The sequence below is a fragment of the Tardiphaga sp. P9-11 genome, from assembly GCF_008329525.1.
Lineage (GTDB): Bacteria > Pseudomonadota > Alphaproteobacteria > Rhizobiales > Xanthobacteraceae > Tardiphaga.
This window is the reverse complement of the sequence record NZ_NPKQ01000004.1, coordinates 148,977-162,468: the sequence shown is the minus strand read 5'-3', so window position 1 is coordinate 162,468 and position 13,492 is coordinate 148,977. Positions and strand designations below refer to the sequence as shown.

Here is a 13,492-nt window from a genome sequence, read left to right as displayed (position 1 = left end):
CTCAGCCTCTCGCGCGGAGCAAACGCCCCTTCTCGCGGCCCCAGTCGCGATCCTTCTCGCTCGCACGCTTGTCATGGAGCTGCTTGCCCTTGGCCAGCGCAAGCTGCAGCTTAACGCGGCCGCGTTCGTTGAAGTACATCTTCAGCGGCACAAGGGTCATGCCCTGGCGTTCTACCGCGCCCATCAGCTTGTTGATCTGCTTGCGATGAAGCAGCAGCTTGCGCGGTCGCTTCGGCTCATGATTGAAGCGGTTGGCCTGCAGATATTCAGGGATATTGCAGTTGATCAGCCAGATCTCGCCGTCCTTGGGATCGGCGTAAGATTCCGCAATGGTGCTTTTGCCATTGCGGATCGACTTCACCTCGGTCCCGGTCAAGGCGATTCCCGCCTCGACCGTGTCCTCGACGGCGTAGTTGAACCGCGCCTTGCGGTTTTCTGCGATCACCTTGATCGGGCGTTCGTTCTTCTCGGCCATCATCCAATACTTTCAGCGTACCTGACCGGATATAAGTACCGCGAACGCCCGGCCCAAGCTCTGGGCTCAGGCCTTCTTGAGCAGATCGCGGATCTCGGTCAGCAATTCTTCTTCGCGGGTCGGCTTCGGCGGCTCAGCCGGCTTGGCGGCATCGTTGCGCTTCAACTGGTTCATGAAACGGATGACCATGAACAGAACGAAGGCGACAATAATGAAGTTGAGCGTGAGTGTCAGGAAGCTGCCCCAAGCCAGCACGGCGCCCTGTTTCTTGGCATCGGCCAGATTTGTCGCCGTGACGGTTTTGGAAAGACCCGTGAAATAATTCGAGAAATCGAGACCGCCGGTGATGGCACCGATGATCGGCATGATGATGTCGGCCACCATCGACGAGACGATCGCACCGAACGCGGCACCGATAATCACGCCGACCGCGAGATCGACCACATTGCCCTTCATCGCGAAATCGCGAAATTCCTTCAGCATCTGCAATTCCTTTTTGTTTTCAACGAACGACGGGGACGCACTTACAGATAAGGAGCGATGACGCAGCCAAGCAAAAGTCACTCGACACTTGGTCGATGCAAATGCCTAGTTGATGAGGCCGGCAAAAACCATGGCGTCGCGGATCACCTTGCCTGTCGGCGGCGTCACCGTCACCAGCGGCAGGCGCACCTCTTCCGTGATGCGGCCAAGCAATCCGAGCCCATGCTTGGCGCCGGCAACGCCAGGCTCCTTGAAGATCGCATCATGCAATGGCGTCAGACGATCCTGAAGCTTCAACGCACCGGCGTAGTCGCCCTTGAGCACTGCGTTCATCAGATCGGCGCACAGCTTCGGAGCGACGTTGGCAACCACCGAAATGCAGCCATGGCCGCCGGCCGCCATATAGGCCAGCGCGGTCATGTCCTCGCCCGACATCTGCAGGAAATCCGGCCCCATGGCATGGCGCTGCTGCGACACGCGCGCGAGATTGGCGGTGGCATCCTTGACCCCGGCGATGTTCTTCAATTCGAACAGCCGCGTCATGGTCTCGACGGACATATCCACCACCGAACGCGGCGGAATGTTGTAGATCAGGATGGGAATGCCGATGGCGTCGTTCACCGCCTTGAAGTGCTGATACATGCCCTCTTGCGTGGGCTTGTTGTAATATGGCGTCACCACCAGCACCGCATCGGCGCCGGCCTTCTCGGCATGCTTTGCCAGTGCCACCGCTTCCTTGGTGGAGTTGGACCCGGCGCCAGCGATCACCGGCACGCGCCCCCTGGCTTCGTCGATGCACCATTCGACGACCTTGTAGTGCTCTTCGTGGCTTAGCGTCGGGCTCTCGCCTGTGGTGCCGACCGGAACGAGGCCGTTGCTGCCCTCGGCGATCTGCCAACTGACAAGCGAACGGAAGGCCGCTTCGTCCAGCGCGCCATCTTTGAACGGCGTGACCAGCGCGGTGTAAGACCCCCGAAAATCTGTCTTGGCTGCCATGGTCTGCTCCGAACGCGATGCGGCTTTAGCCGTCTGCTTGAACCGATTGATTGAACTGCAAGTCTTATCGAGTCTGCGGCTGCGGCGAAAGACCGCCTAAGGCAGTTTCAGGTCGGTTTTCGGCCGGTTTCAGCGAGGTTTGCCGCCTGTTCAGCCGTGATTTCGCCGCCGTCACCGGGCAGAGAGGAGCAAGCGGTTACAGAAATTGACGATTTGGTCACCGTTTCAATCAAATACATCATGGGAATGCGTGCGATTGTCTGATTCGCCGCGAGGGAATGCCGTGAAGCACCTGTTTCTCACCACAACTGCGCGGCGGACGGCCTTGGGCTCCGGTCTGGCGCTGGCGGTCGGGGTATCGGTGCTGGCCGTCGAGGCCTGGGCGGCCACCAAGGTACCATTGCCGAAAGCGCGCCCCATCGCGCGCAGTGCCGCACAGGCCCCCACGGCCGTAGCTACCCCCGCGAAGCCGCTTGCACCGGATGCCGCGAGCCCCGCTCCCGCAATCCAACCCGCCACCCGCCAACACGCTGCCATTCCTCCTGTCATCAAGAAGCCGGTCGCCCGTGCCGCCGTCGCTGCGACGACGTCGACCTCGCAGGCAGATGCCGAAACGCTCGAAAACGTCATCGAGCTGATCCGCAAACGCAAGGGCTCGGAAGCAGCGCAGGTTGTCCAAACGATTGGCGATCCGGTCGCGCGCAAGCTCGGCGAATGGATCTACCTGCGTAGCGATGACAATGGCGCCTCCGTCGAACGTTACCGGGCTTTCGTTGCTGCCAACCCGAGCTGGCCATCGCAGACGTTCCTGCGTCGTCGCACGGAGGCGGCGCTGTGGGACGACAAACGCGACGATTCCGCGATCCAGTCCTATTTCGAGAGCGAGAAGCCGATCTCCGCCAAAGGCAAGTTCGCACTCGCCAAATCTTTGCTCGCGCGCGGCGACCGCGCCGGCGCGGAACGGCTGATCCGTGACGCATGGCGCAGCGATCCGATATCCGGCGATACCGAGAACATGGCCATCGACATGTTCGGTCCGCTGATTACGCCCGGCGATCACAAGGCGCGCATGGACATGCTGCTCTATGGCAGCGATTCAGATGCCGCGCTGCGCTCTGCCAAGCGCCTCGGCGGCGCACAGATGGCGTTGGCCAAGGCACGCATCGGCGTCACCAAGAAGGCATCGAACGCCAACGCCTTGCTCGCTGCAGTGCCGTCCGAGCTGCATAGCGACCCCGGCTACATCTTCAGCCGCATTCAGCAGCTGCGCCGCGAGGAGAAATTCGGCGAAGCCGCGCGCCTGATGATTGCAGCGCCGCGCGAACCACAGCGCTTGCACAATCTTGATGAATGGTGGATCGAGCGACGTCTCACGGCGCGCAAGTTACTCGACGTCGGCGAACACCGCGCGGCCTATCTCGTGGCACGCGATGCTGCCCTGCCCGCGCGCGACATCTACAAGACCGAGCAGGAATTCACCGCCGGCTGGATCGCGCTGCGCTTCCTGAAAGATCCAGCAACTGCCGCACAGCACTTCGCACGTATCGGCGTCGGCAGCGTCAATCCGACAGCTCTTGCCCGCGCCGGTTACTGGCAGGGCCGTGCTGCGGAGGCCGCAGGCCGCAGCCAGGAAGCTCGTGCCGCCTATACGCGCGCAGCAGAGCAATCCACCAGCTATTACGGCCAGCTCGCACGCGCGAAGCTTGGCCTGCAGCAGCTCGACATCAGTGGTGCATTGACCGCCCGCGCGCGTGGGCTCGATCGACTGGAAATCGTCCGCGCGGTGCAACTGCTCTACGCCATCGACGAGCGCGAAGTCGCCGTTCCGATCTTCGCCGATGTCGGCGAGAACGGCGATCCGGAAGCTGTGCTCGGCCTTGCCGAGCTCGCGCAACAGAACAAGGATGCCCGCGGCACGTTGCTGGTCGGCAAGGCGGCGCTCAATCGCGGCCTGCCCTTCGATCACTATGCCTATCCGACAACGGGCATTCCGAGCTACCGCCCGATCGGACCTGAAGTCGAATCCGCTGTCGTCTATGCGATTGCACGGCAGGAAAGCGCCTTCAACCCGGCGGTCGTATCGCCGGCCCAGGCCTATGGTCTGATGCAGGTGACGCCGAGCGCGGCGCAGTACGTCACCAAGCGACACGGCGGCACCTACGACCTCGCGCGCCTCAAGGGTGATTCGGTCTACAATGCTACGCTGGGCGCCGCCGAACTCGGTGGCCTGCTCGAAGACTATCGCGGCTCCTACATCATGACCTTCGCCGGCTATAACGCCGGCCGCGGCAGCGTACGCAAATGGATCGAGCGCTACGGCGACCCGCGCGACCCCAAGGTCGATCCGGTCGACTGGGTCGAGTCGATTCCGTTCTCGGAAACGCGCAACTACGTCCAGCGCATCATGGAGAATCTGCAGGTCTATCGCGCCCGCTTCGGCGGTGGCTCGCGGCTTCAGATTGAGGCCGACCTGCATCGCGGTGCCAGCAGCAGCGTCGAGTAGCACGCGACACGGCACGAACTCACCACCGTCATCGAGGCGGTCGCAGCGCCGCATTCAACGTCATCCACGCAAGCAAAAACCCCCGGCAGTTTCCTGCCGGGGGTCTTTGTTTCAGATAGCGATTGCCGTGAGGCAGTCGATATTAGAACGAGCGTAGGATCTGCACCGAACCGTTGTAGAGGTTCTGGTTGCTCGTGTTCAGGACCGTACCAGCCGGCTTGCCGGACATGCTCGACGCGGTGTAGGTGCCGTTGAGGTTCTGCTCGAGGCGGCTGTAGGTGAATTCAGCCGACAGGGTCAGGTTCTTGACGGGGGTCCAGGCGGTACGGGTACCGATCTGGGCCACAGCGAAGTCGAAGTTACCCGTGCCGGCGAAGACGCCAGCGCGAGATGCTGCGGCCGACGAGCTGCTCGCGCCCGGACCACCCGTGGTGAGGCCCTGGAATGCGGCGAGCATCAGAGCGTTGCCATCACCGTACGAGATGCTGCTGTAGCTGCCGAACAGCGACGTGCGCCATGCGGGGTTCCAGTAGTGCTCGTAGAAGCCAGCGACCGACCAGGCTTCGCTCTGGATGATCTGGCCATTGGTGGTGTAGACGCCATCGAGAACGTAGCCGAAGCCGATGCTGTTGCCATCGACCTTTGCGAAACGACCGCCGCCCGAGGTGTCGGTGGTGCCGCCAGCGATCGCGTACTTCGCTGCGCCCTTGGCGTAGGTTGCTTCGAGCTTCAGAGTGTCGCCAGCGCCGGTGGGCAGGTTCTTGAATTCAACCGCACCGTTGACTGCGAAACCGTACTTGTCATCAGCGTGACCGGTAGCTTCGTTCGCGCCGTAGAAGCCCGGGGTAGCAGTGTGCATCGCAGCGCCAAAGTGCAGCGTGCCCCAAGCCTGGTCGAGGCGGATGTTGCCGACGACGTCAGGAATGTGGTTGCCGCCGTAGGCGTTGCCCAGGAAGGTGTTCGACGACGAGCCGTAGAACGCACCCGTGAACGTGCTCGCGCCCGGTCCGGTGATGAACGAGTTGGTGTTCCAGAGGCCGGCGTTGCGATAGGCCGAAGCGTTTTCGAGCGAGATCGTGCCCGACACGCCGTTACCGAACGAAGCGGTGTAGGCGATCTGCGCGATACCGGTCGTGTTGTTCGAACCAGCCATGAAGCCCGACGAGATGTAAGGCTTGTTGAGGGCCCACTGCGGATCGAACTGCGAGACGGCCTTACCGAAGGTGAAGCCGGCGAACTGGATGAAGGCGTAGTCGACTTCGGTGAAGCCGCCAGCGATCGATTCACGGTTCTGCGAGAAGTCGAACTGGATGTTCGCGTAGGTACGAACGACACCGTATTCGGTGGCAGTGCGGGTATCGGTGGTCAGGTTGATACGCTCGCGGGTGATGAAATAATCCTTGGTCCAAAGATTATTGCCACCGGCGCCACCCTGCCAGAATGGGGTGTCGTAAGCTGCGGCGTTGAACGAGGTGTCCAAACGGATCGCGCCGCCGATCTTGATGCAGGTGTCGGTGCCCGGGATGTAGTAGAAACCCGCGCCGTAGAGGGAGCAGATCTTCACGTATTCGACCGCTTTGGCCTTGACGGGAAGATCGGCTGCCTGAGCTCCGCCAACGGCGAGCAGAGCTGCCGTCGAGCCGAGAATAAGGCCCTTAATCGTCTTCATGTAAACCTCCAAGTTGCTTTAGGGAAGGTTCCGCAACGGGGTGGAGGCCACCCTGAAGACAAGTCCCCTTAATCCCTGACAACCCGCAAACGCTCCGGATCTCAAAACCTGTCGCACAAGGTGTGCCGACGAGGTTCAGGACGAACCACCTTACGGGACGACCTCGGGATGCCCCCCTCCGTCGCACCGAGACCATCTCCTAAGGTTTCCCGCTCCGCAACAATGGAACGCCTCAAAGCGGCCTCCATTCGGCCGTTTCCTAGGCTGTGTTGCTTAAATCACACGGGCTTGTGAACGCACTCTTCCTGCAAGCCGCTGTCTTTTCGAGAGAATTTTCATCGCCACATTTCGGCGCGGTGGCCATCCCGTAACGGGTAGAAACACTTGCCCACTCGCATGCGACGTATTTGGCCGGCTGGCACTGGCTAGCGGCCGAATCGCCGGGCATCATCGGACGATCGGATTCCGGCAAGTCTGCGAGCGCAACGCCCCGGGGATAAGGGCATTCGCGGTCGGGTCACCCGTCCATATCTCCGACCACCCCAGCGCAGCACCGTTCTATGATGCCGTTCTATTATAGAGTGACACGCACATCCCACGTGCCCCTTCCGGCCAGGCGGTCGATTTTTGCAAACAGGCGTCGCCAATAGCGATCTGGCGCTTGCGGCTCGCGGCGGTGTCGGGCATATGCAGCGCTGGTGATGGAGCTGTGGCCGAGTGGCTGAAGGCACCGCTTTGCTAAAGCGGCATACCTCTCAAGGGTATCGAGGGTTCGAATCCCTCCGGCTCCGCCATCCCGCCCAGACCTCAAAAAACATCGATGATTTCGATGGGCACGAAAGGCGCCCATTGGACGAAGTTATCGATTTGGACATTCACGGTTAGCTTGCTGCGACAACGTGCGTAGCGACGCGATCATGAAGGCGGAAAAACACCGGCCGACATAAATACGGCGCCGACGCAGCGTGACGTTGCACATGTTCGGCGCTACGCGTGCCGCACTGATCGAGATTGAAATGACGTTGCGATAGCTGCCGAATTCGATCCGCTGCTTGATCTCCGGCTAGCCTCTTACCTACGCCGGCTTATGCAACCGGCATTCGCGTGCGCTAGCTGCCGCCGATGAGAATACCGGCGGCCAGCACCAGGGCGCCACCGACGACGATCTGCAATGCGGCGCGCAGGAACGGCGTCTCCATATATCGGTTCTGGATCCAGGCAATCGCCCATAGCTCCACGAAGACGACAAGGCCCGCAATCATCGTGGCCGTCCAGAATTCCGGAATGAGATATGGCAGCGCGTGACCGAGGCCGCCGACAGCCGTCATGAGGCCGGACGCCAGTCCGCGCTTGAGCGGCGATCCGCGGCCCGAGATCACGCCATCGTCATGCGCGGCCTCGGTGAAACCCATCGAGATGCCGGCACCGACCGAGGCCGCAAGCGCTACCGTGAAGGTCGTCGAGGTGGACTGGGTCGCAAAGGCCGTCGCGAAGATCGGCGCCAGCGTCGATACCGATCCATCCATCAGGCCTGCGAGCCCGGGTTGAACCCATGTCAGAATGAACTGACGCTTCGCCTTGTCGTCTTCCTCAAGGCCTGCATCGCCGTTGGCCGTCGCGTCTGTCAGCTCTTCGGCGCGATGTTCGTGCTGGCGTTCCGCTGCGGCGAGATCGCCGAGCAGCTTGCGCGTGTCGGGATCGCTGCTGGCCTGCGCAGCACGGAGATAGAACTGCGCCGCGTCATCCTCCATGCGCGCGGCTTCGGCCCTGATGCGCGCGAGACCGAGATTCTGGACCAGCCAGATCGGTCGGCGGGAATAATAGCCGGCCACATGCTCACGCCGGATCAGCGGGATCACCTTGCCGAACCGGCGCTGGAAGGAATCGATCAGCAATTGGCGATGACCGTCTTCCTCGGCCGCCATCTCGTCGAAGATCGCCGCTGTCGCGGGATAGGCGCCGCGCAATTGCTCGGCATAAGTCGCATAAATCCGCGCGTCATCCTCTTCGGATGAAATGGCCAGTGCCAGCACTTCGGCCTCAGACAGGTCGGAAAAGCGTCGTCGCGCGGGAGTGCCAAGGATCATCACAAGTCTCTTGATCAGGTCGCCTAAAATACTTTAGAATAATTCTAATCGGCAGATAGCGGTCATTTTCCGGGATTGCAAGCGTCAAATGCCTTCCCCATGCGGCTGCCAGGGAACTGGGCGTGTCCGAGGCGGATGCTTCGGAAATGCGGTGCGCTCATCTGCAACCGGACCACCGCAGACCGAACGAGCTCAAGCAGAGGCTGAACGAGATGACGCGCTATTGTCTGACGCTGTCGATCGCCGGTTGCCTGTGCGCGACGACGCTCAGCCAGGCCAGAGCCGTCGACGAAATCCAAGTCTACAACGCCAGCATCGCCGCGCCCGGACAGTGGACGATCCAGCAGCACCTGAACTACGTGGGCCGTGGCCTGAAGGAGCCGCCTTTTCCCGGCGGGCTGGTGTCGAACGGAAGCCTCAACGGCACGCCGGAATTTGCTTACGGCGTGACAGACTGGTGGGAGCTCGGTCTCTATCTTCCCTTCGCAGTCCAGGATCACCAGTTCCTGTCGGACGCCGTGAAGCTGCGGACCCTGTTCGTGTCGCCCAATGCGGACCAGCGCGAATTTTTCTACGGCGTCAATTTCGAGATCAGCAATTCGACACCCAGGTTTTCGCAGACCCGTTTCGGTCTGGAGATCAGGCCGATCCTCGGCGTCCGCAAACACGACTGGGAGTTCATCATCAATCCGATCATCGATGTCGGCTTCGGCAGGAATGGCGAGATCGATTTCACGCCGGCGGTCCGCGTCGCGCGGAGGATCAATCCCGACCTTCAGCTCGGCCTCGAATATTATGCGGATTTCGGCGAGATCGGCCGCTTCGGCAGCGTGAGCAGCCAGTCCCACACACTGTTCGCCGTGACCGACTTCAAGCTCGGCATCTTCAGCGTCAATCTCGGCGCCGGCTACGGCCTGACAGCCGCATCGGATCGCTTCGTAGTCAAGACAATCGTCGGCTATGCCTTCCCTGCCCCCGGCGGAGATTCCGCAGCGAGCGAACGCAGGCCGATCACTCCAGTCAATCCGATGGCACGCTCAGCAACACGCATGCCGGCATATTGATAGCGCCGGCGCGTAGCGTCGTGGGCGGCCCATCTACCAAGTCTGGTTTCGCGAATTGTCTCCAACGCCGTAACCGAAGCCCGGATAGGATGGCGATACACCACCTGCCCCACCGACATAACTGCCATAAGCATCACGCGGCGCTGTGCGTCGCGCCTGCCGGGTCCGGCGTGCTGCACTGATATCGGTAGATGTGACAGCAGCAGACTGGGTGATTGATTGCGTATGCCCGGGCACCGATGCTGCAGCCGCAGGCTGGGCTGCGCCGACAGCGATACCCGCAAGAAGTGCGAGACCACTGGCGCGAATGATCGACTGGCATGCGAGACTCTTCGTCGACATGGCATTGTCCTTTTCCTCTGCAGCCTCTCGGCCTCGTTGTGCAACGAGAAGGACATTGGGGCGCACATGCCGGTTACAACCGTGACGCCTGTAACAAGGCCGTGACGTGGCTACGGTACATTTGGAAGTATGCGAGAGAGTGCGCGATATGAAATGGGCCGTTGTGACTGCCGTCGGGATCACGATCTCATCTACCGCATCGGGGTAGACCGTTAAGCTGATGGATCTCAAGGAGGTCGATCCGGTGATGCTCAAGGATATTTGCGGAGCTTGGAAGCTTCGGGACATCAAGGGCAGCAAATGCTGCAGCTGGTTCTGATGAGCGAAAGCACTATCGGCAGCTCACAGATCGACGCCGCCAAGGACTGCGCCAAGGCATTCCCGGTCATGGACGATATCGCCGCCTGGCGGCTCTATGAGGGAGGGACTATCGGCCTTGCCAACGCGGCCCGCAAACCGCGGATCCGCTTGCCGACGCAGGACAACCACGATGTGGTCGAGGTGGAGACCGACGGCATCTTCACTATCGTCAAGAAGCAGGACCTGCAGGTTCGACGGAGCAGGTGTCGCACGAATTTCGGCGGGCGCATGATCCGGCATCACTGCGCCGGGCGCTCCACGATGGCTTCCTGTCAAGCTTGAGCGCGTCACATGGCAGCCGGCATATCGATCGCCCCTGCGGCGATCGTCGGAACAGCCGCACGACCGGACTAGTGAACCGTTGACAGCCAGGCGCGGGCATCGCGCTGCGCAGCCGCGATCTCGATATCCGACATCATCTCGGCTACTTCGCGACGCATCGGGATGGCGTCGACCCGGCCCTTGAGAGCAGCGAGATTGAACCACTTGTGTGCGGCGACGAGGTCAACGATCCCCGAACGGCCCGACGCCCAGTACAGACCGCGCTCGAATAGTACGTCCTGGATGGCAGTCTCTGCGATCGGCGTCGCAGCTTCGAAATCAATCTGTCCCTGAAACATCGATCATTCCTTTTCTTGTTTTGCCGCCCTGCTCCGAGCGCGGCTCCTGTCCGTTATTTGATGCAATCCCAACCGCCGTTTGCCGGCTTGTTGGGATCAATATGACCGATCAAATTTGAAGAGCAGTTTAAGCATCGGGATGAACGAAATCTGAAGAGCCGGAGCCGAAACTGGCTCGCGCGCGGCCAAAAACCCAGTATTTATGCGGGTTTTCTGCATTTTCGCGGAATTCGGTTTACCCTGCTGCTTTGGGATACCGTAACCATCGCAACAGCGTCAGCGGCTACAGACATTAAACGCCTGATCAGCGAGCGCGGCGACGCCAACGCCAGATACGTCCGAGCGAAGAAACCTGAATATATTCGGGATTGGGAAATTCAAAGCGCCGGGGATGACCCGCACCGGCAAAAACGAGGGCGTCGGCAACACGTCAGGATCATATCTCATGTGGCCGAAGCCACCGATGAAACTGCGGACCAATGATCCGCACCGAATAAAGAACGCCAATCACGGAATGATCGGCTTCTTTGCCGGACCGGTTCGCGGGAAGAGCAAGCTCCGCCCGGGAGTAACGGTCCAGCCGTTTGACCTGATGTCTCGCCGACACCCTCCTTCGTCGACATGAGCCTCTCAACATCCGCTTCGAGAAGCAAATCGTTGCCGAGGCCCTTGTGACGTCGCCGGCGTTGCCACCGACGTCGATCGTGGCAGAAGAAGTTACTTCTTCTTCTTGGCGACCTTCTTGGTCTTCTTCGCGGTCTTCTTCACAGCGCTCTTCGCTGCCTTCTTGACGGTCTTCTTGACTGCCTTCTTCGTAGCTTTCTTGGCCATGTTGCCCTCCAGTAAAGAGATGACTTGATCGCTGCGTGCACTCGGGAATCGAAATGCACTTCATCCCGAATACACCAACGATTTCAAAAGAACAGTCTCCCGCTTAAGGAAGTGTTGATGAGCGCGAGGCGCCACTTCCCCCACGGGCTCAGTCACAACTTGAAATCCGGCATGCGGGGCGAGGCGAAAAACGCCCGGAAACTCTGCGTCCACAAATGTCAAGATTGCGGAAAGTGCTTATTTTTTCTGAGCGCCCGCAATTCGTACTACCAAACAACTACACAAACTTTTGCCGCTCCCAGACGTGAGTCGGATACTGAAAACAGGCTCCGCGGACTCTGAGTCGGGATTTTTGGCAATGAAAATATTTTTCGAGAAAACGCGTTCGCGACTTATCGGTGCTGGTCACAACCGCACTTTTGTCACCTGACGGCACGCCGATTCGCGATCTGATTCCGCGCTCGCGACCGTTCATCGCGTGGGTTACGACGCGCCAATGAGGTCCGCCAAAACGACAACGGCGCCGCTCAACGCGGCGCCGTTGTCGTCGAAAGGCAATCGTCAGATGCCGAGCTTGCTCTTCAGGAGGTCGTTGACGACCTGCGGATTGGCTTTGCCACCGGACGACTTCATCACCTGGCCGACGAACCAACCCATCAGCGCCGGCTTGGCCTGCGCTTGCGCGACCTTGTCGGGATTGGCGGCAATGATGTCATCGACCACCTTCTCGATGGCGCCGGTGTCCGTCACCTGCTTCATGCCGCGCTCTTCGACGAGCGCGCGCGGGTTACCGCCATCAAGCCAGACGATCTCGAACAGGTCCTTGGCGATCTTGCCGGAGATCACGCCCTCCCCGATCAGATCGACGATGGCGGCCATCTGCGCCGCCGACACCGGTGACGACGCAATGTCCTGGCCTTCCTTGTTGAGGCGCCCGAACAGTTCATTGATCACCCAGTTGGCGGCGAGCTTGCCATCCCGCACTTTGTCGGCAAGCCCGGCGAGCGTCGTCTCGAAGAACTCAGCACTCTCGCGCTCGGCCACCAGCACGGCGGCGTCATAGGCCGACAGGCCGAACGCGCCGATGAAACGCGCCTTCTTCTCGTCGGGCAGTTCCGGCAGCTCCGCTTTCAGCGCGGCGACATAGTCCTCGCTGAATTCCAGCGGCAGCAGGTCGGGGTCCGGGAAATAGCGGTAGTCATGCGCCTCTTCCTTGGAGCGCATCGACCGGGTCTCGCCCTTGTTGGGATCGTAGAGCCGCGTCTCCTGATCAATCGAACCGCCATCCTCGAGGATTCCGATCTGGCGCCGGGCTTCATAGTCGATGGCCTGGCCGATGAAACGGATCGAGTTGACGTTCTTGATCTCGCAGCGGGTGCCATAGGGATCGCCCGGCTTCCGAACCGAGACGTTGCAGTCGGCGCGCAGGTTGCCCTTCTCCATGTCGCCGTCGCAGGTGCCGAGATAGCGCAGGATGGTGCGCAGCTTCGACACATAGGCCTGAGCCTGTTCGGCCGAGCGCATGTCAGGCTTGGAGACGATCTCCATGAGCGCCACGCCGGACCGGTTGAGATCGACGAAAGTCTGCGTCGGGCTCTGGTCATGCACCAGCTTGCCGGCATCCTGTTCGAGATGCAGGCGCTCGATACCGACGGTGATGGTCTCGCCGTCGGACAGCTCAACCGTGACCTCGCCCTCGCCGACGATCGGCGACTTGTATTGGCTGATCTGATAGCCCTGTGGCAGGTCCGGATAGAAGTAGTTCTTGCGGTCGAAGGTCGAGCGCCGGTTGATCTGCGCTTTCAGCCCGAGACCGGTGCGGACCGCCTGCTTGACGCATTCCTCGTTGATGACTGGCAGCATGCCTGGCATGGCTGCGTCGACCAGCGACACGTGGCTGTTCGGCGATCCACCGAACTCCGTGGACGAGCCGGAGAACAGCTTGGCGTGAGAATTGACCTGGGCGTGGATCTCCAGACCAATGACCATTTCCCAGTCGCCGGTGGCGCCTTTGATGAGCTTCGAAGGTTTGACAGGTGCGTTCATGGGGCGGTTTCTACCG

The 13,492-nt window shown here is 60.8% G+C and carries 11 protein-coding genes and 1 tRNA gene; 4 read left to right on the top strand and 8 right to left on the bottom strand.

Annotated features, from left to right (window positions below; all coding sequences use genetic code 11):
• Position 1: 1 nt before the first annotated feature.
• The 3 genes from smpB to dapA form a co-directional block, all read right to left on the bottom strand.
• Positions 2–475, bottom strand: a complete 474-nt coding sequence (gene smpB / locus CIW50_RS16160) for an SsrA-binding protein SmpB (RefSeq protein WP_068732465.1) — start codon at positions 473–475, stop codon at positions 2–4.
• Between the two features lie 66 nt (positions 476–541).
• The gene (mscL, locus tag CIW50_RS16155; RefSeq protein WP_149532239.1) at positions 542–958 is read right to left on the bottom strand and encodes a large conductance mechanosensitive channel protein MscL; all 417 of its coding nucleotides are present in this window, start codon (positions 956–958) and stop codon (positions 542–544) included.
• Positions 959–1,063: 105 nt separating this feature from the next.
• A complete protein-coding gene (gene dapA / locus CIW50_RS16150; protein ID WP_149532238.1) occupies positions 1,064–1,954 on the bottom strand; it encodes a 4-hydroxy-tetrahydrodipicolinate synthase in 891 nt (296 codons plus the stop codon).
• 283 nt (positions 1,955–2,237) lie between these two features.
• On the opposite strand from dapA, the gene CIW50_RS16145 reads away from it, so the two are divergent.
• Positions 2,238–4,457, top strand: a complete 2,220-nt coding sequence (locus CIW50_RS16145; protein ID WP_172980349.1) for a lytic transglycosylase domain-containing protein — start codon at positions 2,238–2,240, stop codon at positions 4,455–4,457.
• 142 nt (positions 4,458–4,599) lie between these two features.
• Here the strand turns inward: CIW50_RS16145 and CIW50_RS16140 are convergent, their stop codons facing one another.
• The gene (locus tag CIW50_RS16140; RefSeq protein ID WP_149532236.1) at positions 4,600–6,126 is read right to left on the bottom strand and encodes a porin; all 1,527 of its coding nucleotides are present in this window, start codon (positions 6,124–6,126) and stop codon (positions 4,600–4,602) included.
• A gap of 703 nt (positions 6,127–6,829) precedes the next feature.
• Between CIW50_RS16140 and CIW50_RS16135 the strand changes: the two genes are divergently transcribed.
• A tRNA-Ser gene (locus CIW50_RS16135) sits at positions 6,830–6,920 on the top strand.
• Positions 6,921–7,235: 315 nt separating this feature from the next.
• Here CIW50_RS16135 and mbfA read toward each other — a convergent pair.
• On the bottom strand, positions 7,236–8,213 hold the full coding sequence (gene mbfA, locus CIW50_RS16130; RefSeq protein ID WP_149532235.1) for an iron exporter MbfA: 978 nt from the start codon (positions 8,211–8,213) through the stop codon (positions 7,236–7,238).
• A gap of 212 nt (positions 8,214–8,425) precedes the next feature.
• On the opposite strand from mbfA, the gene CIW50_RS16125 reads away from it, so the two are divergent.
• Positions 8,426–9,277, top strand: a complete 852-nt coding sequence (locus CIW50_RS16125; RefSeq protein WP_246664297.1) for a hypothetical protein — start codon at positions 8,426–8,428, stop codon at positions 9,275–9,277.
• Positions 9,278–9,310: 33 nt separating this feature from the next.
• Here CIW50_RS16125 and CIW50_RS16120 read toward each other — a convergent pair whose 3' ends face one another.
• The gene (locus CIW50_RS16120) at positions 9,311–9,619 is read right to left on the bottom strand and encodes a hypothetical protein (protein ID WP_149532234.1); all 309 of its coding nucleotides are present in this window, start codon (positions 9,617–9,619) and stop codon (positions 9,311–9,313) included.
• A 300-nt stretch (positions 9,620–9,919) separates the two neighbouring features.
• On the opposite strand from CIW50_RS16120, the gene CIW50_RS16115 reads away from it, so the two are divergent.
• On the top strand, positions 9,920–10,261 hold the full coding sequence (locus CIW50_RS16115) for a hypothetical protein (RefSeq protein WP_149532233.1): 342 nt from the start codon (positions 9,920–9,922) through the stop codon (positions 10,259–10,261).
• Between the two features lie 68 nt (positions 10,262–10,329).
• Here the strand turns inward: CIW50_RS16115 and CIW50_RS16110 are convergent, their stop codons facing one another.
• Together CIW50_RS16110 and gatB are read right to left on the bottom strand one after the other, a co-directional pair.
• Positions 10,330–10,599, bottom strand: a complete 270-nt coding sequence (locus tag CIW50_RS16110) for a hypothetical protein (RefSeq protein WP_149532232.1) — start codon at positions 10,597–10,599, stop codon at positions 10,330–10,332.
• A 1,392-nt stretch (positions 10,600–11,991) separates the two neighbouring features.
• On the bottom strand, positions 11,992–13,476 hold the full coding sequence (gene gatB / locus CIW50_RS16105) for an Asp-tRNA(Asn)/Glu-tRNA(Gln) amidotransferase subunit GatB (RefSeq protein ID WP_149532231.1): 1,485 nt from the start codon (positions 13,474–13,476) through the stop codon (positions 11,992–11,994).
• Positions 13,477–13,492 lie beyond the last annotated feature (16 nt).